Raw genomic sequence first — 23817 nt, forward strand, 5'->3', positions numbered from 1 at the left:
ATGTTTGTTTTAGCAGTAAAAAAATTACCACACGTTATTAGTTTTTCTCTTGCGGTAATGTTGTTATCGGCTTGCAGCGAACACCCTAATGCAGATGATAAAACTGTTAATACGCATCATACACAGCGCACACCACAACAACTTTTTGCACTTGAGCAAGTTAGCTTAAGTGCAAGCCCATTTTTACATGCCCAGCAAACTAACGTTCGTTATTTATTGGCATTGCACCCAGATCAATTATTAGCCCCTTACTTACGTGAAGCTGGTATCGAGCCCAAAGAGTCATCTTATGGTAATTGGGAAGACTCGGGGCTTGATGGTCACATTGGCGGTCATTATTTATCGGCGTTAAGCCTTGCGTGGGCTGCAACTGGCGATGAAGAACTAAAGCGCCGTTTAGATTACATGTTAAATGAGCTACAACGCGCACAACAGGTTAATGACGGTTATTTAGGAGGCATACCAAATGGTCAAGCGATGTGGCAACAAATCCATGATGGCAATATTAAAGCCGATTTATTTAGTTTAAATGATCGTTGGGTGCCGCTTTATAACATAGACAAAATTTTCCATGGCTTGCGTGATGCTTACTTGATTGCAGGCAGTGAACAAGCAAAAACCATGCTGTTTGATTTAGGCGAATGGTTTTTAAACTTAACCTCTAAGTTAAGCGAGCAGCAGATTCAACAGATGCTGTATTCAGAATATGGCGGTTTAAATGCGGTATTTGCCGATATGGCGACGATCAGTGGCGATAAGCGTTATCTCAAATTAGCGCAACAGTTTACTCAAAATAGCATTGTCGATCCGCTGTTAAAAAAACAAGATAAGCTAACTGGCTTACATGCTAATACCCAAATTCCAAAAATTATTGGTATGTTGAAGGTCGCTGAGGCCACTGATGATAAAGCGTGGCAACAAGGCGCAGATTATTTTTGGCAAACAGTGACTAAAGAGCGCTCAGTGGCCATTGGTGGTAACAGTGTGCGTGAGCATTTTCACGACAAAAAAGATTTTACCGCGATGGTTGAAGACGTTGAAGGCCCTGAAACCTGTAACACGTACAACATGATGAAACTCAGCAAGCTGCTGTTTCTGAAAACCGCGGACACTCGCTATTTAGAATACTACGAGCGCGCAACCTATAACCATATTTTATCGTCACAACATCCTGAGCACGGTGGGCTTGTGTACTTTACGCCAATGCGTCCTGGGCACTATCGTATGTATTCATCGGTACAAGATTCAATGTGGTGTTGTGTCGGTTCGGGTATCGAAAATCATAGTAAATACGGTGAGCTGATCTACAGTAAAAATGACGATAACTTATGGGTAAATCTATTTATTCCAAGTACGCTTGATTGGCAGCAACAGGACTTAAAAGTAACTCAACAAAGCCATTTTCCGGATGCTAATAATATAACCTTAGTGATTAACACATTAGATAAAAAACATAACTCATCAGCGCAGCTGCATATTCGTAAACCAAGTTGGGTTACTGATGAATTGCAGTTTAAGCTTAATGGCAAAGCAATAAATGCCACTGCAGAGCAGGGGTATTACGCAATAAAACATGACTGGCATGATGGCGATAAATTAACTTTTTCTTTAGCGCCAAAACTGTACACAGAGCAGTTGCCTGATGACCAAGATTACTATGCGGTATTGTATGGTCCTGTGGTAATGGCAACCAAAGTACAAGCGTTTAAAAATGAGCATTTAAACTTTGTTGCTGATAACAGTCGCATGGGTCATATTGCAGCAGGGCCTACCTGTCCACCCGAAGCACTGCCTATCATGCTCAGTGAACCCGAGCAGTTTATTGCTGATTTAAAGCGAGCCCCTAGCGCAGAACTTGCATTTACCACAGATAAAAATGTCGCCATTGCTCAGCAGGGGATAGGGAGCACACAAACAACTCAGTTAATTCCGTTTTTTAGGCTTCATGATAGTCGCTATCAAGTTTACTGGCCGCAGCAAAGTGAAGCCGAATTTACTCAATTTGTTAAAGATTCAAAAGCGGCTGAACAAGCAAAAGAGCAATTACGATTATTGACCGTTGACCAAATTACACCGGGCGAGCAACAGCCTGAAGTTGAGCATGACTTTAAAGGTGAAAATACCCGTGCAGGTGTTAATAACGGCCATCATTGGCGTGATGCAACAGGTTGGTTTGAATATAAGCTAACTAACTCAGAGCAGCAGGCAGTTGCACTGCGTATCCGTTACTTTACTGCAGATGTTGGACGTAAGTTTACTATCACAATTAATGGTAAGGTGCTGGCAAAAGTTAGCTTACCTGCTAAGCAAACCGGTGCAGAATTTTACAGTATTGATTATCCATTAACTGATGAAATGAAAAAAGCTAGCTCATTAACACTGCGCTTTAGTGCAATAAAAGGATCGGTTGCTGGTGGTATTTACGGTATTCGTTTAATCAATAATAACTAGTAGGACGAGTATGAGTTTACAGCATTATGACGATGTGCATTCTAAAGTGAGTGTTCGGCGCTACCCGCTCGCAGAGCAATACATAACACAGCCTGGTGTGCATGTAACCGGCTCGGGTTTAATGTATCGAATTATTGAACTGGGAAGTGGCGAACCACCTTCATGGGATGCTACTGTTAAGGTGCAGCAACGCGTGATGACTGCAACAGGGCATGTGCTTTATGATACGCGGCAAATCGAGCAAGTGGCTGAGTATGAGATAGCAGAAGCAATTGAAGGTTTGCAAGAAGCACTCATGCTGATGCCTAAAGGCAGCCGTTATGAACTTTTGATTTTACCGCATCTAGCCTACGATATTTACAGTGTGGCACTGAATGAATCTTTAGCGACAAGCAGTGAGCAGCTTATTTTTATGGATATTAAACTCATTGATTTTAAAGAGTAATATTGGTGCTAGAGCAGTAATTCTTGTGTTAAGAATGCGATATATCAAAACAAAAAACCTGCAAAAAATGCAGGTTTTTAGTGGCTGTTCTTAAGTGTTACTTCTCAATCAGCTTAGTGGTGCGCTTGTTTAGATCTTTGCTATCAACTACTGGCCAGTTATCGTCCCAAGTCATCGGTAGAATACGTAATTTTTGTAAACCGTTATCAGCCGTTTCGTAAGCATGAAGTACTAAGTAATCTTTACCGTCAAAGGTATAAGCAGCATTATGACCAAGCGCTACCCAGTCTTTATTACCTTCGATCACCAGCGAACCACCGCCATTATTTAAGTCACGGCCTTCTTTATCAAGGTATGGGCCTTCTACGTTTTTACTGCGCCCTACACGGACATTGTAAGTGCTGTCTAAACCTTGGCAGCATTTATCAAACGACACAAATAGGTAGTAATAGCCATTCTTTTTAAAGATATATGGTGCTTCTACAGGTCCGTGTTCAGTGTTAGGGCGTGCTGAAATGCTATGCCATTCTTGTGGTTGTGCCAAACGTACCATATCATCGTCAAGTTTCACTAATTTAAGACCGCCCCAAAACGAACCAAAGCTCATCCATGGTGTACCATTGTCATCTTCAACAATCGCTGGATCTATGGCATTCCAGTTATCACGCTCAGGCACAGACTGTATAACTATACCGTGATCTATCCATTTATAATCTGGTGATTTAGGATCTAGAGTTTCGTTAACCGTTACACCGATCGCCGAGGTGTTTTTACCAAACGCAGACACAGAATAATAAAGGTAAAACTTGCCATCTTTTTGGTATACATCCGGCGCCCAAAGGTGGCCACCAAAGTCACTGGCAACTCGTTTTGCCCAGCTCGGCTCGTCTTTAAATACGCGCCCGGTAAGCTGCCAATTTTTCATGTCTTTGGATTCGTAATACGTGATGCCCATACCCGTGCTAAAGACGTAATAGGTATCGCCTTCTTTGGTCATTACAGGGTCGTGTACCTCAACTTGATTAGCCATGGTATTACTAGCTAAACAAAGTAATGTGCTTGCACCGAGCAGTTTACATGTATGAGCGAACTTTTTTGCGTGTTTCATAGTTGCCTACCTTTTTATTTTAATCATTAAACTTATCAGCTACTATAATATATGTAATACAATATTAACAATGGAAATTAAACTATAAAAATAGGAAATACCATGGCCAAGAATCTGATTGCCACTGCAATTGTAAGCGTACTTAGTATGTCATGCTTTTACAGTGTTGCAGAGGCAAATAATAGCCTAACATTAATGCCAATTGATAACCCGATTGTTTTGCAACGCGCTGATCCTTCGTTGGTCCGCGATGACAAAACCGGTTGTTATACCTTTATTGGTACATCCCCTAAGTTTGACGAAATTGAATTACGTCAAGCTTGTAGACTTAATGACTTGAAGCTAGCTGAACCAAAAGTGATTTGGCATAAAAATGAAAAAGGCCCAATGAGTACCAATATTTGGGCACCAGAGCTACACAAAGTTGATGGCAGTTGGTATATTCATTTTGCAGCCGGTGATGTAGAAAAGCCGTTTAGTATTCGCATGTTTGTGCTTAAAAATGACAACAAAAATCCGATGAACGGGCAGTGGCAAGAAATGGGTCAGTTAAAAAACCACCTTGATAGTTTTTCGTTGGACGCTACAACATTTAGCCATAAAGGTAAGCGTTATTTAGTGTGGGCACAGCAAAACCAACCCGCAACGTATAACTCCGCATTGTGGATTGCACAAATGGACTCTCCAACATCGATAAAAGAGCCAATAGTTAATATTTCAGAGCCAACACTTGATTGGGAAATTCAAGGCTATAAGGTGAATGAAGGTGCTGCAGTGATGATCCGTGAGGGAAAAGTGCTACTTACGTATTCTGCCAGTGCCACCGATGATCGATATGCAATGGGCTTGTTATGGGCCGATGCCGATGCAGATTTACTCGACCCCGCAAGCTGGCATAAAAAGCCACAGCCAATTTTTGCAAGTAACGAAAAAGTAGGGCGCTTTGGTCCAGGTCACAATAGTTTTGTAAAAGCAGAGGACGGTGTTACAGACTTACTAATTTACCATAGCCGTGATTATAAAGAGTTACAGGGTACACCCTTAACAGATCCAAATCGCCATGCGCGTGCACGCGTAATAAAGTGGGATGACCAAGGATTTCCTATTTTGTCTAAAGAAAAAGGAGACTAATTATTAGTCTCCCATAGTTAATAATGAGTTTACTACAGTCAGATATATGCCGATGATAGTGATTTAAAATATTCTATAGGTCAATTACGAAGGGATGTGCCAGTATCCTTTGTGTTTGCTCGAGTGTTAGCCCTTTAGCGGTTGCTGCTAAAGGAACGCGGTGCATCAGATTGTTGACGGTGGTGCTGGTTAAATCATCTTCAGTTCCATTGGCTTCTACGGGGTGAGCGAGTCCAAGGAAGTGGCCAATTTCATGCGCTGTTAATCGTGCTATCTCGTTTATAGTGCCAGGAGCACTTTGTGGGAAAGCGCAATTGGTGGGTGATACAAAAATACCATCAGCCACACCTGCGCCACCAGGGATACGAGGCGTAAACCCTGCTAAATTTTGTAGGCCAAAGCCAGTTTGTTGTTTAACGCATTTGCCAATAACAACACTAATCGTATCCTCATCTTTGCTTTTAAGTTGTGACAAGATATTTGCTAAAGGGGTTAAATCGTGAGTACTTTTCATTATGATGGCTGCATCATCTATAAATTCAACCTCAGTTACATTAACGTTCAGGTCTAATTCAAGGCCAATTAAAATAGAAAGTGATTCAACATCTATTTCAGAAGCAATAGCAGAACTTAAAGCAAACCTTACGTTAATGCTTGGATTAGCTGGTATAGCAGAGACGAGCAATTCTATATTGATATTTTTGGCTAGAGTATCTTTGGAAAAAGAGTCACACGGCACTGGTTTAAATATCATTTGAGTGACCTCCGCTGCAACACCTTCTAATACAAACAAACCCTGATCAGAAAGTTTATTTGTTCTCCAAAGGTGTTTATTTGCGCTCGACTTATCGGTTATTAGCGTATCGCCATTAACATTTAAAGCTGATGAGGCAATCAAACATCCCTTGGGCAACGTTGTTACACGAAGCGCACGTCGGGCATCACTTAGGGGGATCTTAACGGCAAAACTGTTATTTCCGGTCGTATTTTGAAAATTAACGTTAAGCGGTGTCCAATCATTTTGCTTAGTCTCTTGTTCAGTCGTTTGCTTAGTAGATTGTTCAGTAGCCTGTTCGCTATTACAGCCTGTTAAAGTAACAGCTGCAAAAGCGTATAACATTGGCATAAACTTTCTCATCTCAAATCCTTCGCGCTAAGATACCTACCAATACGTCTTTTAATGTATACATCTGATTCACGTTTATATTGAGTTACTAATAGATTTTTCGCTTCTTGTGTTTGTTGGGCGCCAAGTAAATCAATACTTGCGGCACGTAGTTGTGGATCGAGTGAATTTACACGCTTGGCAAGTGCATCAACCACGTCGGATGATGCTGCGCCACTATCTTTAAGTGCTTTGACTAATGCTGCGCTTACTGAAGGGTAAAATAAAATGGGACAGGCACATTATTTTAAAATCTGTCCCATTCGTATTTTTCACCCGTAGGAAATGGCTTCAGCCATGAATTTTTTAAGTTTTATGCGTTCCTCTTTTTAAATCAGTCAGTTAATTTTGCACAAAGATAAGTGAATGAGGGTAAGTGAGAAAGGCATGCCTGTAGGAGATGGCTTCAGTCATGAATTCTCTAAGTTTTAGACGTTGCTCTTTTTTAATAAGCATCTTTATCTGTGTGTAAAAAAAGGGGAGTGATAACACCCCCTATAAACGTGGGAACAACTAATTAAGTTTTACCAGAAGCGGTAGTAAATAAACGCAGTGATACCGATGATCCCCGCAGTATGAATGTAATCCCACTTATCTAATCCGGCAGCCACTTCTTTTAAAGTATCTTTGCCGATACTTGAGAAGGTTAAGCCTTTAAGCTGCTCTTCACTGGCGGGTTTAGTGAAAAAACTCACCACAATCATTATCACTACCACCACTACAAACAGTAAAATACAGTAGTAAAGCCAATTCATGTCGGTGATCCACGCAAGCGGTGTACCGCTGATAGCATCTTTGAAAGGCAATAGTACTAATCTGATCATACCTAACACAAACCCAGACACTAAACCGATAAAACCAGCATCAGGAGTAAAACGTTTACTGCATATACCTAGCAAGAACACGGCGGCAATACCTGGGGCTATTAACGATTGAACGCTTTGTAAGTACTCATAAAGTACATCAGCAATTAAGCTCATAATGGGGATCCACAATAAGCCTAAAATAACAATTGCAACGGTTGCTAAGCGCCCAACTTTTAACAGATGCTTTTCGCTCGATTCGGGTTTGAATTTTTTATAGAAATCGATAGTAAATAACGTCGCTGATGAGTTAAATAACGACGCTAACGAGCTCATTAATGCGGCCACTAAACCACCAATTACGATGCCTTTGACGCCGGATGGGAGTAACTCGGCAACCAATGTGGGAAACGCTTGGTCCGCACTGTCATAACTAATAATGCCTTTAACTTTTAGTGCATAGGCAATCATGCCCGGTACTAAAAAGATAAAAATAGGTAATAGCTTTAAGTAACCTGCAAACATAGTACCGCGACGAGCTTCTTTAATGCCTTTCGCCGACAGTACCCGTTGTACAATATATTGGTCTGTACACCAGTACCAAAAACCAATGATAAATGAACCAAATACGATCCCCGGCCACGGAAACTCGGTATCTGAGGCACTGCGAATTAAATGCATGTTCATATCGTTTATGCGTTCAACTTCAGACCACCCGCCGACTTTATCCAAACCGACAACTAAGATCACCACAGAGCCAATAATAAGTACTGGCGTTTGTAAAACAGAGGTCCACATGATGGCTTTCATACCCCCAAGTACAGTATAGATACCGGTGATCACTACTAAAGCAATGGCTGAGATCCAGAAGAAATCAATGCCCCAAATGCTTTCAATTCCTAAAATAGTTTTAAACGCGATGCCGCCAGCATAAACAGTCACCGCAACTTTAGTCAGTACATAACTGATCAAGGAAATAACCGATAAAAAAGTGCGTGATTTTGAATTATAGCGGCGCTCTAAAAACTCCGGCATGGTATATACTTTACTGCTCCAGTAAAAAGGCACAAACACCCAACCAAGTAATAAAATAATCCACGATTGCATTTCCCAGTGGGCTAATGCCATTCCCGATTGTGCACCTGCACCAGATAAACCAACGAGGTGTTCTGAGCCAATATTCGAGGCAAAAATTGACGCACCAATAACTAACCAACTCGCATTACGCCCAGCTAAAAAATAATCTGTAGTATCTTCTTCTTTTTGTCTCATCGAGACGACGACAACGGCTAATAACAAGACAAAAAATCCCGCTAACACTAGCCAGTCGAGTGTACTTAATTCGATCATCTTTAATTCCATCTAAGCCCGGAGATCAATCCGGATTATTTGTGTGTATAAAAATATTATAATACAAATGAGACAAATGAAAGAGATTTGTTAAAAATTAGTAATGCTTTAAATTTTTATGTTTTCAGCAATTACACAGTTCAAACAGCGGAAAAAAGTATTTACAGTAGCATTGTCAAAGATTTGCCTGATGACGCGGTAAGGTTATAGTAGTATCATAGAATAAGTATTTTTAAAGGAACTGTTTATGGCACGCATTGAAAATTTAAATTTGTCGCAACAGGTAACCAATGAGTTAGGTAAAGCCATTATTAATGGTCATTACACTGCTGAAACGGGTTTACCTACTGAAGCAAAATTATGTGAAGAGTATGGCATTAGTCGTACTGCTATTCGTGAAGCAGTAAAAATGCTTGCTGCAAAAGGGCTTATTTCATCGCGCCCGCGCCAAGGCATTCGGGTTGAACCAGCAAACACATGGAATTTATACGACACCAGCGTATTAAAATGGTTGCTTGATAGTAGCCCGACCTTGTATGTGTTAAAAGAATTTTTACAAGTACGCTTAGCTATTGAACCACAAGCAGCGGCACTTGCAGCAAGACGTGCTGATAAAGGCGCAATTGCAGAGATTGCGATTGCAGTTGAAAAAATGCAAGCGGCGGCTGATGCCTCCGATGGCGAAATCCATGAAAGTGATTTAGCTTTTCATACAGCAATTTTGTTTGCCAGCGGTAATCGTTTTTTCTTTCAATTGCGTGATTTTATTTGTACTGCTCTTAACGTTAGTATTCAGCATACAACACCCGCGAAAGGTAATAAAAAAGCCATTGCGGATGAACACTTTAAAGTGTATCAAGCAATTTTAAATGGTGAGCCTGAGCGCGCTAAAAACATGATGACGTATATGATTGACGAAGCTATGTCATTTATTGAAAAAGAAATAGCTGAAAAAGAGTCACAAAACGAATCGAAATAACCATGTTTTGTTAATGAATTATCTTAATACTTAAGGAAATCATGCCAGTCTCAACATCACACACAACAAGTTATCCAAGTCTCGCTGGTAAAAGTGTTTTTATTACCGGCGGTGCAACGGGGATCGGTGAAGTCATGGTAAAGCGCTTTTGTCAGCAGCATGCAAAAGTAACTTTTATTGATATTGCCAAACAGCAAGGTGAGCAATTGTGTAGCCAGTTAGCTGGCCAGTATCGCTTTGATCCGCAGTATATTTACTGTGATCTTCGTGACATTGAACAATTAAAAGCCGCTATTGAAACAACGGGCAAAACACAAGGTGAGATCAGCGTATTGATCAATAATGCGGCTGACGATACTCGCCACGTTGCCGATACCATGAGTGTTGAATACTGGGATGATAAGTTAGCCGTTAATTTACGGCCATGCTTTTTTTCGGCGCAAGCCGTAGCCCCGCAAATGCAGCGAATTGGTGGTGGTAGCATTATCAATATGGGCTCAGTGAGCTGGCGTATTAAGCAAACGGGCATGCCAGCTTACACCACGGCAAAAGCTGGGATCGAAGGACTAACCCGTTCATTAGCTGCGACTTATGGTAAAGATAATATTCGTATTAACACCTTAGTACCTGGCTGGGTGATGACCGAGCGCCAAATAACGCATTGGTTAACTCCAGATATGATTGAAGATGTTAGACATAATCAATGTATAAATGAAACATTACAGGCCGATGATATTGTCAATGCCGCATTATTTTTAGCCGCAGACGACAGTAAAATGATGACCGCACAATCACTTGTTGTTGATGCTGGTTGGACTTAAAATTCAATAAAAAATTTACCTAACGCCAATGATATTATAATATTAGGATATTCTTGTCTGTAAATTAGTCAAACCTAGTTAAATAAGGTAGAAACGCGTTGCCCGATATCGTATTAGTTTATTTTATATTAATAATAGGCGCATGCTTGCAATGCGTGATTGGGTTTGGTCTTGGCTTATTGTGCGCACCTATTTTATACTGGCTTATGCCAGAGTTAGTGCCAGGGCCAATGATTTTAAATGCTTTATTACTCACCTCAATTCTTGCCATAAAGCACCGTGGCGCAATAGATCTAAAGCAAACCGGCTATTCAATTTTTGGTGGCGCCGTAGGAGTGTTAATTGCTGCAGCGGTAATGTTGCATGTTGATCCCCATCAATATCGTATTTTACTCGGTTGTTGTTTACTAATTGCAGTTGCGTTATCACTTACAGGTTGGTCGCCTAAGCTTACCTTTATCTCTAATGTACTGGCATCACTAGCATCCGGTTTTATTGGTACTACCACATCCGCAGGCGGCGCTCCGATGGGACTACTTTATCAAGCGCAAAATAAAGATAAAATCAAAGCTAACTTAAGTATTTTCTTCGTGTTTATTAATTTATTTGGGATCACTGCGCTGCTGCTTACGGGCACTGCTGACTCTAATGACTTACTGCTATTTATTGAATGCTTACCCGCCATTTTAATTGGTTGGGGGCTTTCATACTTGTTAAATAATACAATTAATGAACAAGCCACGCGTATTTTAATTATTATTGTGGCGACTTTTTCAGGGCTGGCACTGATTTTCTTTCAACGTTAAAATAGCGCAATAAACTCACATGCTGTTTTAAGGTAAATAATGGCGATTAACTCGATTAAAATGATCATTCCTTGCCAATGTTTACTTGGCGAAGGGCCATATTACAGCGCATCGCTAAAGTGTTTATTTTGGGTCGATATTTTAGACAAACTACTTTACCGTTTTGATTGCCAGCAACAAACAGTGTGCCGTTACCCGATGGAGCAGGCTATTTGTTGGATAATGGAAACCACCGAACAGCGTTTAATCGCAGGTTTTGAGCGCGGCATTTATTACCTTGATAACAACACATTCCAACCTAGTGAGCTGTATCCACTGGCTACTCTTGCAGTAAATAATCGTTTAAATGATGCCAAAACCGACCGCAACGGGCATGTGTTTTTTGGTACGATGGATAAACATGAACAACACAATACTGGGGCGTTGTATCGCTTTGGTCAGCAACAAACGCCAACCATTGTTGATAGCAATTATGTGATCAGTAATGGCCCTGCAATAAGTAAAAACGGCCGTATTTTATATTCAACAGAATCATCCACCCGCACTATTTATCAATTTGATTTAAATGAGCAAGGTGAGCTTAGCAATAAGCGAGTATTTGTAAAATTTGACGAGACAATGGGCTTTCCCGATGGCATGACAGTCGATAACGACAATCACTTGTGGGTCGCGTCTTGGAATGGCCACGGCCTTTATCGTTTTTGTGAAAATGGCTCTATCGTGCATTTTTATCGACTTCCCGCACCTAGGATCACCAGCCTCACTTTTTTTGGCGATGACCTAACAACCATCGCCGTTACCTCCGCCCGTACTGGCCTAGAACCTGAGATACTAAAACAATACCCCTACAGCGGCGCCGTATTTATTTTAACGGCAAGCGTCAAAGGGATCGCAGAAAGCCCAGCACAACTGTAATTAAGTAGATCCAAATAAACGATGTGTGCACTTGTCATTAGAGGCCGCACTCGAAAGCATGTTTAATTTTTAACCTACAACAAACCGTTCAGGGGAGTATAATTACAACGATTTAGCTTTGAATGAACCGGACACGATACCTTGCTTAAGCCTTTATTTTGATCTTTAAAAATATGTTATACAAACAGTGGGTTACAATATGTCATGTTTTATAAGATAAGTTACCTTATTTAATCTAACTGTCCGTTTAAATTTTTTTACTGATATTCTATTGTTCACTGCCGCACAGGCGGCTTAGGTGACGATGGACCGACAAAAATATCGGAAATATTTTTGAACTGCGAAGCAGACCTTTATGGCGAAGGGCAGGACGCCTAAAGTAAACGACATATCTAATAAAGAGTGCAGCTTGAGGAAGTGAGGTCATGGCAGATTTTTGTTCCCGACAAAATCTAAGTACCTAAATCCATTTAGGCAATGACTGATGTAACCAAGCTCTATGGATGGATTGTTAACACCGCGGTTTGTTTGAAGTACTGTCGCGCAAGCAAGCTTAGCGCCTACGGTGGATAATATTGAAAATGGTGTTGTATATTTGTGCGCCAGCAAACTTAGCGCCTACGGTGGATAATATTGAAAATGGTGTTGTATATTTGTGCGCCAGCAAGCTTAGCGCCTACGGTTGATAATATTGAAAATGGTGTTGTATATTTGTGCGCCAGCAAGCTTAGCGCCTACGGTGGATAATATTGAAAATGGTGTCGTATATTTGTGCGCAAGCAAGCTTAGCGCCTACTGTGGATAATATTGCAAATGGTGTTGTATATTTGTGCGCCAGCAAGCTTAGCGCCTACAACACAGGCAGCTTAGGTGACGATGGACCGACAAAAATATCGGGAATATTTTTGAACTGCGAAGCAGACCTTTATGGCGAAGGGCAGGAAGCCTAAAGTAAACGACATATCTAGTAAAGAGTGCAGCCTGAGGAAGTGAGGTCATGGCAGATTTTTGTTCCCGACAAAATCTAAGTACCTAAATCCATTTAGGCAATGACTTATGTAACCAAGCTCCATGGATGGATTGTTAACAGCGCGGTTTATTTGAAATTAAGTTCACTTTGATTTGTCGCGAGGTAAACTCGCAGCTACGAGTACATGGCTCTAATGCTCTTCATCAAAGACTTGAATTTGATTGCGGCCTGATTTTTTTGCCACGTAGAGTGCGCTGTCGGCGGCGAGGATCATCATATCGGTGGTGGTGTATTTATCTGGTTTACAGCTGTAACATCCGATGCTGAGGGTGAGGTGGTCGGCTACGTTTGAATTTGGGTGCAGGATATTTAGTTGGCTTATTTGCTGTTGCAGTAATCTGGCAAATTTTAAGCAGTGGGGTTTATCAATGCTGGGTAACACAATTGCAAATTCTTCTCCGCCGTAGCGAGCTGCTAAATCACCTTGTCGCTTACATAAGCGATGCAAGGTTTGGGCAACTTGTTTGAGTGCCTCATCGCCTTGCTGGTGGCCATTATTGTCGTTATACAGTTTAAAATAATCGATATCACAAATGATTAAACTCAATGGTTGATGTGAGCGTGTTGCGCGTTGAATTTCACGGAGTAAGGTTTGATCAAAACAGCGGCGATTGGCGATATTTGTCAGGCTGTCGAGATTTGCTTGTGATTGCAGTTCTTGGTTGGCTAAAAGTAATTGCTGTTGAGCTTGCTCTAAGCGTTGTTTATACAGAACGTTTTTCAGTGCATTGGCAATAATTTCACCTACCAGTTTGATCCGCATAAGGTCGGTGTCGGTCCAGTGGCGTATATGTGTTACACAATCACAGCCAATAAAACCAAATAAGGCGTTTTCAGAGCGCAGCCCAATACATAAAACAGACTTGATCCCCTCTGATTCAAATTCAGCTTTTTCAGCAGCAGCGGCTGGGGGTAACAAGTCTACATCAGATACCTTAAAAACGTGCTTTTCGTTCATGGTACTAAAAAAATACGGTAATAAATCTTGTTGAATATCTTGCAGCTTTTCTTTAAAAGGCTTGACCTGCGTATTAACCCATTCATGAGTATTGCTCATGGCTTTGCCGTTTTCACTAAATTGGAATAAATAGCTACGATCAGCATCACAAAATGTACCTATGGTTTTTAAAGCGCTTTCGATCTGTTGATCGAGGTTGTCTATTTGTATATCAATAAGTTGTGTTGATATTTTTGCTATTACTTCGTCAAAATCAGCGTGTACAGTAAACGATGTGTGCGGTTCAAGCGCCAGCATTATTAACTGTGGGCCAATTAAACTATAGGTGACTGTAACACGCAGGAGTGTGTGTTTTGTGGCAATGTTATAGATGTGTTCGGTGTTATTTTGGGGAGTTAAAAAGGTCTGATAATCAACAATCGTGTGGTTTTCTGTGTGTTTAATTGATAAGTGTTGAAATGCTTTTTCCACTGGACTTATTGCTGGCATTAATTTAAGTAACTGCTGACTTGATGCGTTGGCGTGCAGCGTATCTGTTTGTTGATCAAACAGCACAATTGCAAGTGGCAACGCTTGTAAAGATTGCCAAATTTCGTCTACAGAATACTGTCTCACTGGATTTCCAACTTCTTATTAACATATTAAGCTTACATTCAATTTTAAGAAAATGGTATTTTAATTAGCCGTTTTATATATAAATTAACTCGATATTAAGTTTTTAGTGCGTTTGGCTTATGGAAGTACTACAATTGATACTGTATATCATTACTCTTTTAAACGTTTTTTAGAATGATGACTCTTAGCACACTTAAGCACAGGTAAAACCGCTTTTCATGACCGACATTACAACTCACCAAGCATCACGACGTAGATTATTAATTGCATTAGCAATCACTAGCTCATTTATGGTTATTCAAGTTATTGGTGCCTATTATGCAAACTCTCTTGCCGTATTAGCCGATGCTGGGCATTTATTTGTTCATAATAGTTCTTTATTTATTGCTTTGATCGCATCGAGCTTAGCGATTCATTTAGCTAAAAACTACAACGATGGTTATCAAAAAGCAGAGTTGACCGGTGGTTTGATCAACGGTTGTTTATATTTGGCGATCAGCCTGGTGATTTTATACGAAGGCGGCGAGCGCTTTGTACATCACCATGAAGGGCAAGGCCCCGTCGTCAATAGCTATTTAATGTCGGTTATTGCCGCCACTGGATTTTTATTTCACGGTGCTGCAGCATGGGTATTATATAAAGGTAGAAAGGCTAGCTTTAATGTTTATGCGGTATTTTTACATTCATTTTTTGATTTGATTTCAACTGTCTCTACGTTTATCGCCGGTATACTTATTTATCTAACTGGTTGGAGCATTATTGATATTTTATCGAGCATGCTGATTGCGTTATTTGTTTTGTTTACAGGTGTAAAAGTGATTGTTGGATGCGTTAAAGGTCTGCGTTTAAATAAAGCAAAACTACCCGATGTGGCCGATATTGAAAGTGCCATAGGACAAGTTGAGCATGTAGAAAATGTGCACAATGTTACGGTTATGCGCCGTGACAAGGAGTTAGTTGTAGGGGCGCATGTGGTACTTAAACAACATTGCACTATAGAAAAACATGATGAAGCATGCCGACTTAAAGTTGAGCAATTGCTAGCAAGGCAATTTAATGTTGGCAACAGCGTATTACAAATCGAAAGTCATGGTTGTCAGCATTAAATACAACTAGTTAACTTGGCAAAATGCGTTTTTTATTTTACTTTTAGATATAGCCTATTTTATACGGAACAATCCATTGCCGTTTTTTCAGCATCGATATTTTGCATTCAGCTGTTCTATACTTTTAGGCGTGTTGGCCGGTTTTGTTAATTTACTGCCATTTTGGTTTCTCGACAGCTCTGAATTTTTATTTGGTCAGCTGTTTGTTTTAATTTGTTTGTTGCTATTTGGCTTACGCTACGCGTTAGTTGCTTGTACTATCAGTGCGGCTTTTATTTTTTATCGTTGGGGGCATTGTTGGCCATCAATTGTGTTTGTTGGCGAAGTGCTTTGGCTGTATCACTTTAGCTTTAAAACTGCACGGCTGCTGTTTATTCGCGGTATAATTTATTGGTTGTTAATTGGTATTCCGCTGCTGGGACTCATTGGCTATTTTATCATTGAGTTGCCATTACTGGCGGTCATTACCGCCTTGGTTAAGTATTTTTTAAATGCAGCCATTGTTTTATGCGTTATTGATTTACTCAGTTTCTTCTTTATTCAGCAAGTGTGGCAAAAACGACCAAATTCGCTGTATAAAATTCTTAATTACATTGTAAGCATCCTCATTATTTTAGTGGTGTTATTAACCACCATTGTACTTACCAACAATCATTATGCGCGTATCGAATATGAAGTGAAGGCGCAGCTTGCTGAAAAATCCGAAGACATTGCTGAAAAAATTGACCTGTATTTAAATGGCTATCGCCGTGGCATCGTATTAACTGCAAAAGCCATCGAGCAGGGGGTCGATAAACAGTTAGCATTGAGTCAGTTAATGGCACTATACCCTAACTTTCTTACATCAATGGTTACGGATGAAAACGCAATAGCTCAGGTATTTAATCCACTTAGTTTGCAAGAAAGCTTAAAAGGCAGCAATTTATCGGTTGCCGATCGCGATTACTTTACGATCGGTAAAGACTCGCCAACAGGGTATATTTCTAATGTTTTTAGGGGCCGAGGATTTGGTAATGAACCCATTGTGGGTGTTTCTGCACCAGTGCATATTAACGGGCGTTTTCAGGGAGTGGTTGAAGGTTCGTTAGTGTTGGGCTCCTTTTTGCAATTTAGGCCAACCATATTTGATAATGATGGTGAACTGATAATTCTTGATGCCAAAAAACACGTGGTGTTTAGCACCTTACCTAATCATTATTCGGTATTGACTCAGCTCACTGAAGATAAATTTACCCAGTTACAAGGTGATCAACAAGCCATTATGACCACCGACATTGATGGCGAACAATATTACGTAAAAATATATTTATCACAGCAACAAGGTTGGTATGTAGCAAGCTTATTAAAACGGAAATACGCTAATCTTGTGGCGGCAAGTGCGTGGGGGCAATCACTATTACTAACTCTTGTGGTGATTATTTTGATCAGTATCTTTATCACCCAGTTGAGTCGATGGTTAGTGAGGCCAATAGATGAGCTTACTGAACAAATCGATGCCTTTGATCCTAAAGCTGAAATCAGTGATTTACAGACTCAAAATAATGCGTGGCTGGAGGTGCTGAGCTTACAGCAGCAATTTGCTACTTTAGCATTTAAATTGACCAGCAACTTTAAAGATCTAGAACAAGTAAACACTGAAAATGCAGCACTTAATCTGCATTTAAAACAGTTTAATGTAGAGCTAGAGTATCAAGTAAATGAAAAAACAGATGAATTAGTTAAAGCTGTGGCAACTGCAAATCAGGCCAGCAAAGCTAAATCACAATTTTTAGCGAATATGAGTCATGAAATTCGCACCCCGCTTAACGGTATTATGGGGCTGACTGATATTTTACTTAATGCTGATGACGTGAAGTTGGAATACCGCGAACAATTGCAAATGATCCAGCAAAGCGCTAAAAATCTATTATTGATTTTAAACGATATTTTAGACTTTTCGAAAATTGAGGCGGGGGCGGTCAAACTAGACATTCATATAGTTAATGTACGAAAACTGCTTACTCAATTAGCACAGGTGTTTACAAATACTGGCGTACAGCCAGGCGTTGAATTTATATTAAATATTGCCCCGTCAGTACCCGATGTGGTGCAGTTAGATTCACTAAGGTTAAGCCAAATTGTCAATAACTTGTTGAGTAATGCAGGGAAATTTACGAAAACTGGTAGTATAACGATGAACATTGATTATGCTGATAATCATTTATCTGTGGCTGTAACTGACACTGGCATTGGTATTTCTGGGCAACAGCAATCATCGTTGTTTCGTGAGTTTACTCAAGCTGATATTTCAACCACGCGGCAATATGGTGGCACAGGATTAGGCTTAACTATTTGTAAGCGAATAGTTCAGTTAATGGGAGGCAAGCTTAAATTACACAGCGAGATTGGTAAAGGCAGTTGCTTTACTATTACCATTCCTATTGAAGTAGCGCAACTTACCCATGAAGTAGATATACAGCAAAGCATTCCTGACTTAACTGGGTTGAAAGTATTACTGGTAGAAGATAATCAAATCAATCAAATCGTTATTGCAAAAATGCTCAGTGACACCCATTGCACCATAGAAGTTGCTAACGATGGTGAAAAAGCATTGGCGTGTTTACAACACAATATGGCCGATATTATTTTAATGGATTGCCAAATGCCTATTATGGATGGTTATCAGTGCACAGCTGAAATCCGTAACAACAGTGCTCAATTTGGTCCTGTGATTATTATTGCCATTACCGCAAATGCTTTTGAAGACGACCAAAAACGTTGTTTAGAAGTGGGTATGGACGATTTTATAGCCAAACCCGTGGATCGCGGCCAACTTTTTCAATGCCTTAAAAAGTGGGCTGATACATTGAGCTAGGTAGTTTGCAATTTCTCTAGCAGTGCTTGGATATACGCATCGCCAATGAGAATCTCTGCAGTTGTTGGTTTTGCAAAGTAATAGCCTTGAAGGTCATCACAGCCGATACTGTTTAAAAAGCGTATTTGCTCAATTGTTTCTACGCCTTCTGCAATACAATATAGATCTAGGTTTTCAGCTAAGGTGTGGATTGTTTTGATGATTGATTCATTATTACTATCTTGGCCGATATTACGCACAAAGCTTTGATCAATTTTAATCACATCAATTGGAAATTGACTTAAATACGTTAAAGACGAATACCCGGTACCAAAATCATCCAGTAATAATTTAAAACCTGCGTTTCTGAGCGCTTGCAGCTGCTTAGCTGCTTTGTTTTTGTCATCAAGCAAGGTGTTTTCGGTGATCTCTAAACGTAACTGAACAGGTTTTATATGATGCTGATTTAAAATAAGTAATAAGCGTTCGGTTAAATTAGATTTTAAAATATGCACAGGTGATAGATTTAACGATAAGTAAAACCGTGGGTTAGCTTTAAATAATGGTGCGAGATCTTCAAGTGCACGGGTCAGCGCCTGCTCGGTGAGTACATCGATTAAACCAGTTTCTTCTGCAATAGGAATAAACACTGCCGGGGATATCAATTCTGCTTGGTGTTGCCAGCGCATTAATAGCTCTACACCTTTGATTTTTTTGCTTTTATTATTAACAATTGGCTGGTAATTATTAAAAAATAAATCGTCTTTGTAGGCATCTTTTAAGGCATTTTCGAGCAGTAGTTTTTGGGTGATTTGGTTATTCATTTGTTCAGTGAAAAACTTAAAGCCGTTGCGGCCCGATTGCTTAGCATGCATCATTGCGATGTCGGCATTACGAATAAGCTCATCGGTGGTGTCGGCATCAAATGGGTAGAGTGCCACACCGACGCTTGCCGAGATATTAATTGCAAAATCGTTGATCACCACCCGTTTTGCAAGTTCTTCAGTGAGGCTACGCACTAAGTTACTCAAACTTTGTGGCGAGTCTAAGTTTTTAATTAATAATAAAAACTCGTCACCGCTTTGACGCCCAACAATGGCATTTTTATCAAGCATACTATTCATTCGATAGGTAATATCACATAACAGCTGATCGCCAACCGCATGACCAAATGAGTCATTCACCGGTTTGAATTTATCTAAATCTATAAACAGTAAAGCAACTAGACTGGCATGTGTATCGGCATCTTTTATCGCATGCGATATCTTTTGATACATTAGTGACCGATTTGGTAGCTTAGTTAATGGATCATAGTTTGCCAGATAGCGTAGTTCATTTTCAGCGCGTTTTTGCTCGGTTAAATCAGAAATAACCACCACATAATAACTCACTACATTACTGTCTTTTGCCACTGCGGTAATACTAATATGAATAGGGTGCGACGGATTTATCTTAGTTTTTATATAAGCGTCACCACGCCAATTTTGTTTCGGTTGTAATGATTTTAGAATATTGATGAAATCGACATATTGTTTTTTCCCCAGTGCTGCTAAAAACCGTTTTAGTTCAAGCTTTGCTGGGATTGTTTGAATAGAAAAGGCTTCTGCAAAGCTATTATTAACAGAAAACGGAGTCAGTTGACTGTCTAAAATAAGTAGCCAATCGTTTATTTGGCTAAAGGCTTCGCCTAATACCGCAGCTTGCTGTGCTGTAGCACGTTGTTCGGTTATATTGGTATAGATTCCAGCTAATCTTGTAGGATAGCCTTGCTCGTTCGTTTCAATCACTTTACCGATATCGTGATACCAAAGCCAGTTTCCATTAGCATGTTGAAGCCGATACGTGACCTGCCATTGTTGAGCATTTTTTTGAGTGATGAATAAATGCCAATCATGAAGAACTTTACGTTTATCATCTGGGTGTATTAATGCGCAAAAATCGTCAAAATTGAACTTTTGTGGCAAAGTTTTATAGCCTAGCTCATGTTTTAAGCGCTGCTGCTTTATCCAATGTGCGGCAATATCAACTTCCCATACACCGCTTTTACTACTGTTTAAAGCAAGCTCTGTTTGTTGTTGTGATTGCAGTATTTCATCATGAGTATGCTTAATAATGCGCTGACGGGAGCGGTATTGCCAAAAAATAACAAATAGCACTAAAAACGTAAGTAATAAATAAAGGCTTATTGCAAGTGGCGAGCGCCACGGAGCATAGGCAACAGTAAAGTTAAGTGTTTTTTCATCACCGAGGCCTGAGTCATTTAAGTTATATGCTGCGATTGTTAGTTGATAATCACCAGCAGGAAGCTTAGTAAAAAAGACTTTATTGTTATTTAGCTTTTCATAGCTTAATTTACTTGGGCCAGTTAATGACACCTTATAGCGTGTTCTATCAACATTTTGAAAATCAAAGTTGGAAAAACTAACTTCTAAACCCATGTCTTCATCAGTCAGTTGTAAAGGCTGGTTGGCGTATTGCAATGGATGATAATTAAGTGAGCGTGAGAGTAACGATATATCGGTGATTTCAGTCACTGTGCTGTCACGATCATTAGGGACAGATAAAAAGTCTTGCGGGGCAAGTGTTAGCACGCCACGGGTACTGCCAAAAGCTAAGCGGCCATCGTTTAGCTGAGTATGTGAGTCAATATTAAATTCATTCACAGTTAAGCCATCTTTAACAGTATATGCATTTAATTGCATTGAACTTAAGTCGAGTCGATAGAGGCCATTTTTACTGCTGATCCATAAAAAGCCAAATTGGTCGATTTGCAAGGCGACAATTGTTTTCGTTTTAATGCCATTACTGAGGTTTATACGGTGTTTTACTTCGTAACTGTTGGCGTCAAGACCAATTAGTCCTTCTTGGGAAGAGGCAAGCCAAAGGGTATTGTTATAATCGATCACCCAATCATCGATAGTGACATAATTTATTGGGTTATAATTTTCGACTTCGTAGATCAAGGTGAGTTTTTGGCTGGACTCATTATAACGATATAACGCGCCAGATACGCTGATCAAGTAGTCATCGGGTTTATTGGGCAATGGTTTTAAAAAAGCGTGCACATTGACGGGATCTAACTGCCCTTTGAGACCTTTAATTACGTTAGTCTGACCACTGTTTCCATCATACAGGAAATAATCATTCTCGCTAAAAAATGCAAAGGTATCAGTCGTGATTTGATGATATCCATAGCCTGGGCCGCTGTCGAGAATGGCTTGTGTATTGCCTTGCATTGGTAGAGCTATTTTTTGTTCGGTTTTTTTATCAAATAAAGCAAGACCATCATAGAGCAGTAACCACAAATAACGGTCTGGCTCATTTAAGTGCGCCGAGGCAATACCATACACAGCAAATTGGCCATAAAACGCTTTGCTGTCATCGCTGGCTAAGTAAGTTTTTTCGGTAGTCTCATCTAGGCGCATTTTGGCTAGGCCATTATCGGTGCCCAGCCACACGGCGTTATCGTCTTGGTAAACAGCAAGGATCACATTGCTGTGCAATTTATCATTACTGGTGATTTGAATATTGCCAAAACGCCTTGCTAAAGTGGACCAAGTAAAAACGCCTTGCGAGCGCGAGGCAAGCCACATAAGCCCTGTTTTATCAACCATCACATCTAAAATAGTGTTGTCGGTCATGTGAAATTTACTTTGATCAAAACGTAAAAGAAACTCATTGTGATCAGTATGGCGATGGTATTGATAAAGGCCATCCTCAGTGACTATAAATTCACCATAAGGGGTATTAACATAATCCCAAATATTATGTTCCGCGAGTAGCGTTTTTACGTTATTGAAGTCTAATAACTCATTGTTATTAAAAACAATAGAATAAAATCCTTCGACTGTGCCAACCAGTAAACCAAGCTGCGAGTCGATGGATAAAAATTTGATATTGTTATTATCTGGATTGAGCTTATCCTTGGCAACTAAAGGTATTTTAGTTATATGTTCATCAATTAATGATTTAGAGTACAACCCATCAGTGGTGGCAATATACAAAAAGTCATTATGAACAGTAATTGCGCGGACAGAATTATCATCTTTACTGATTGAAAACTCATGGGTATAGGTATTTTTTTGTGGATCAAAGGCATACACATGTTGATTAATGGCGTAATAAAACAGCTGCTGATGTTCGGCGATGGCAAAAATAGGAGAAAAGTGTTTATCTTCAGCGTTTAACTTACCTGAATAAATTTTACTAACTTTGAGTGTCACAGGATCTATAAGAAACGCACCAGAATACTCAGTTGATACAAAAATATCGCCGTTGTGTGTTTCGAACAATACAATAATTGAGAGTTGATCCAGTGAGTATTCACCAGAGAATATTTTTACCTCATAGCCATCAAACCGGTTTAAACCCTGTAATGTACCGATCCAAATAAATCCCAGTTTATCTTGCAGTGTGCTAGTTACGTGGCCTTGTGATAACCCTTCATCCGTGGATAAGCGTTGCAATTGCTGAGCATAGCTTTGAGCACTGGAATTAACACTAAACCAAGTGCATAAAATACTAAATAAGATGAAAAAAAAGTTTCTCAATCGCACTTAAGGTACTGCTCCCCTGAGATAAAGTGGTTGTTAGCCGTTAGTAAATATAGCATAACAATTTACAGTTGAATTAAAGAATTAGCTATATAAGATATACATTTGTATAACAAATCACTTATGCTGTTAGTTATGTTTAGATCACGGATGTTCACATTGCCTCATTCATTTAATGCTCACACCATGCAAAGTCTGCTGTTAGTTGTCGATATTCAAGACAAATTAAGTCCTGCGATGCCTCGTTATGAACAAGTAAAACAGGTCACAGTGCAATTAGTAAAAGCTGCACAATTGTTGCATATTCCTATTTTAGTCACTGAACAATATAAACAAGGGCTTGGCGAAACTGATCAGCAATTAAAAGCTCAGATTGGGCAAGCTGAGTTCTTTGATAAAACCCACTTTAGCGCGTGTAAAGAGGACGGTTTTTTAGAGCTTATTGCTAGCTATAAACGCCCGCAAATTATTGTAGTTGGTATGGAAGCGCATGTATGCGTATTACAAACTTGTTTAGATTTACTGGCGCAAGGTTATCAGGTGTTTTTAGTCATGGATGCGGTTAGTTCGCGTAATGATCTGCACCGCGATTTAGCTATAGCTCAGCTAAGACAAGCAGGTGCTGTGATCAGCTGCGCTGAAAGTGTGATTTTTCAATGGACCGAAGTGGCAGCGACACCTGTATTTAAAGAGATTTTAAAGATTGTTAAATAAGCTTGGCAACAAGAAGAGAATAATTTCACTTCAG

17 protein-coding genes are annotated in these 23817 nt (G+C 39.9%); 11 read left to right on the forward strand and 6 right to left on the reverse strand.

The window, feature by feature from the left end; translation table 11 throughout:
• Both H5154_RS06480 and H5154_RS06485 read left to right on the forward strand, forming a co-directional pair.
• Positions 1–2451 (forward strand): glycoside hydrolase family 127 protein, encoded by a 2451-nt coding sequence (locus H5154_RS06480; protein WP_182717791.1) that lies wholly within the window; start codon positions 1–3, stop codon positions 2449–2451.
• A gap of 10 nt (positions 2452–2461) precedes the next feature.
• Complete coding sequence (locus tag H5154_RS06485; protein WP_145234141.1) at positions 2462–2896, forward strand: FKBP-type peptidyl-prolyl cis-trans isomerase; 435 nt, start codon at positions 2462–2464, stop codon at positions 2894–2896.
• A 97-nt stretch (positions 2897–2993) separates the two neighbouring features.
• Here H5154_RS06485 and H5154_RS06490 read toward each other — a convergent pair whose 3' ends face one another.
• Positions 2994–4004 (reverse strand): arabinan endo-1,5-alpha-L-arabinosidase, encoded by a 1011-nt coding sequence (locus H5154_RS06490; protein WP_182717792.1) that lies wholly within the window; start codon positions 4002–4004, stop codon positions 2994–2996.
• Between the two features lie 102 nt (positions 4005–4106).
• Between H5154_RS06490 and H5154_RS06495 the strand changes: the two genes are divergently transcribed.
• Complete coding sequence (locus H5154_RS06495) at positions 4107–5135, forward strand: family 43 glycosylhydrolase (RefSeq protein ID WP_182717793.1); 1029 nt, start codon at positions 4107–4109, stop codon at positions 5133–5135.
• A 73-nt stretch (positions 5136–5208) separates the two neighbouring features.
• On the opposite strand, the gene H5154_RS06500 is transcribed toward H5154_RS06495, so the two are convergent.
• The 3 genes from H5154_RS06500 to H5154_RS06510 all read right to left on the reverse strand — a co-directional run bounded on the left by H5154_RS06500 (position 5209) and on the right by H5154_RS06510 (position 8453).
• Positions 5209–6273, reverse strand: coding sequence for a hypothetical protein (locus tag H5154_RS06500; protein WP_182717794.1), 1065 nt, complete (start codon positions 6271–6273; stop codon positions 5209–5211).
• Entirely contained in the window at positions 6270–6530 is a 261-nt protein-coding gene (locus H5154_RS06505; RefSeq protein WP_404936181.1) for a HEAT repeat domain-containing protein, read from the reverse strand. Before H5154_RS06505 ends, H5154_RS06500 begins: the two co-directional genes overlap by 4 nt.
• A gap of 294 nt (positions 6531–6824) precedes the next feature.
• Positions 6825–8453, reverse strand: coding sequence for a sodium:solute symporter (locus H5154_RS06510; protein ID WP_145234135.1), 1629 nt, complete (start codon positions 8451–8453; stop codon positions 6825–6827).
• A gap of 247 nt (positions 8454–8700) precedes the next feature.
• On the opposite strand from H5154_RS06510, the gene H5154_RS06515 reads away from it, so the two are divergent.
• From H5154_RS06515 to H5154_RS06535, 5 genes are all read left to right on the forward strand, one after another.
• Positions 8701–9432: a FadR/GntR family transcriptional regulator gene (locus tag H5154_RS06515; RefSeq protein WP_145234132.1), complete on the forward strand. Its 732-nt coding sequence runs from the start codon at positions 8701–8703 to the stop codon at positions 9430–9432.
• Positions 9433–9473: 41 nt separating this feature from the next.
• Positions 9474–10253 (forward strand): SDR family NAD(P)-dependent oxidoreductase, encoded by a 780-nt coding sequence (locus H5154_RS06520; RefSeq protein ID WP_149980061.1) that lies wholly within the window; start codon positions 9474–9476, stop codon positions 10251–10253.
• Positions 10254–10351: 98 nt separating this feature from the next.
• Positions 10352–11059, forward strand: coding sequence for a sulfite exporter TauE/SafE family protein (locus tag H5154_RS06525; RefSeq protein ID WP_145234128.1), 708 nt, complete (start codon positions 10352–10354; stop codon positions 11057–11059).
• A gap of 39 nt (positions 11060–11098) precedes the next feature.
• Positions 11099–11974, forward strand: coding sequence for an SMP-30/gluconolactonase/LRE family protein (locus H5154_RS06530; RefSeq protein ID WP_182717796.1), 876 nt, complete (start codon positions 11099–11101; stop codon positions 11972–11974).
• A 755-nt stretch (positions 11975–12729) separates the two neighbouring features.
• Positions 12730–12924: a hypothetical protein gene (locus H5154_RS06535; RefSeq protein ID WP_182785244.1), complete on the forward strand. Its 195-nt coding sequence runs from the start codon at positions 12730–12732 to the stop codon at positions 12922–12924.
• A gap of 210 nt (positions 12925–13134) precedes the next feature.
• Here H5154_RS06535 and H5154_RS06540 read toward each other — a convergent pair whose 3' ends face one another.
• On the reverse strand, positions 13135–14577 hold the full coding sequence (locus tag H5154_RS06540; RefSeq protein WP_182717798.1) for a diguanylate cyclase domain-containing protein: 1443 nt from the start codon (positions 14575–14577) through the stop codon (positions 13135–13137).
• Positions 14578–14795: 218 nt separating this feature from the next.
• On the opposite strand from H5154_RS06540, the gene H5154_RS06545 reads away from it, so the two are divergent.
• Both H5154_RS06545 and H5154_RS06550 read left to right on the forward strand, forming a co-directional pair.
• Positions 14796–15683 (forward strand): cation diffusion facilitator family transporter, encoded by an 888-nt coding sequence (locus H5154_RS06545; protein WP_182717799.1) that lies wholly within the window; start codon positions 14796–14798, stop codon positions 15681–15683.
• A gap of 130 nt (positions 15684–15813) precedes the next feature.
• A complete protein-coding gene (locus tag H5154_RS06550) occupies positions 15814–18537 on the forward strand; it encodes an ATP-binding protein (RefSeq protein ID WP_310736605.1) in 2724 nt (907 codons plus the stop codon).
• Here H5154_RS06550 and H5154_RS06555 read toward each other — a convergent pair.
• Positions 18534–22982 carry an EAL domain-containing protein gene (locus H5154_RS06555; protein WP_259398465.1) on the reverse strand — a complete coding sequence of 1483 codons (4449 nt, stop codon included), beginning with the start codon at positions 22980–22982 and terminating at the stop codon, positions 18534–18536. The genes H5154_RS06550 and H5154_RS06555 overlap by 4 nt on opposite strands.
• Before the next feature lie 237 nt (positions 22983–23219).
• On the opposite strand from H5154_RS06555, the gene H5154_RS06560 reads away from it, so the two are divergent.
• Positions 23220–23783, forward strand: coding sequence for a hydrolase (locus tag H5154_RS06560; RefSeq protein ID WP_182717801.1), 564 nt, complete (start codon positions 23220–23222; stop codon positions 23781–23783).
• Positions 23784–23817 lie beyond the last annotated feature (34 nt).

It is taken from the genome of Pseudoalteromonas sp. SR44-5 (genome assembly GCF_014163675.1).
Lineage (GTDB): Bacteria > Pseudomonadota > Gammaproteobacteria > Enterobacterales > Alteromonadaceae > Pseudoalteromonas > Pseudoalteromonas rhizosphaerae.

What these genes read in the sequence shown, in the direction of transcription:
- H5154_RS06480 (WP_182717791.1), top strand. Translation starts at nt 1, where the DNA reads ATGTTTGTTTTAGCAGTAAAAAAATTACCACACGTTATTAGTTTTTCT.
- H5154_RS06485 (WP_145234141.1), top strand. Translation starts at nt 2,462, where the DNA reads ATGAGTTTACAGCATTATGACGATGTGCATTCTAAAGTGAGTGTTCGG.
- H5154_RS06490 (WP_182717792.1), bottom strand. Translation starts at nt 4,004, where the DNA reads ATGAAACACGCAAAAAAGTTCGCTCATACATGTAAACTGCTCGGTGCA.
- H5154_RS06495 (WP_182717793.1), top strand. Translation starts at nt 4,107, where the DNA reads ATGGCCAAGAATCTGATTGCCACTGCAATTGTAAGCGTACTTAGTATG.
- H5154_RS06500 (WP_182717794.1), bottom strand. Translation starts at nt 6,273, where the DNA reads ATGAGAAAGTTTATGCCAATGTTATACGCTTTTGCAGCTGTTACTTTA.
- H5154_RS06510 (WP_145234135.1), bottom strand. Translation starts at nt 8,453, where the DNA reads ATGATCGAATTAAGTACACTCGACTGGCTAGTGTTAGCGGGATTTTTT.
- H5154_RS06515 (WP_145234132.1), top strand. Translation starts at nt 8,701, where the DNA reads ATGGCACGCATTGAAAATTTAAATTTGTCGCAACAGGTAACCAATGAG.
- H5154_RS06520 (WP_149980061.1), top strand. Translation starts at nt 9,474, where the DNA reads ATGCCAGTCTCAACATCACACACAACAAGTTATCCAAGTCTCGCTGGT.
- H5154_RS06530 (WP_182717796.1), top strand. Translation starts at nt 11,099, where the DNA reads ATGGCGATTAACTCGATTAAAATGATCATTCCTTGCCAATGTTTACTT.
- H5154_RS06535 (WP_182785244.1), top strand. Translation starts at nt 12,730, where the DNA reads ATGGTGTCGTATATTTGTGCGCAAGCAAGCTTAGCGCCTACTGTGGAT.
- H5154_RS06545 (WP_182717799.1), top strand. Translation starts at nt 14,796, where the DNA reads ATGACCGACATTACAACTCACCAAGCATCACGACGTAGATTATTAATT.
- H5154_RS06560 (WP_182717801.1), top strand. Translation starts at nt 23,220, where the DNA reads ATGTTCACATTGCCTCATTCATTTAATGCTCACACCATGCAAAGTCTG.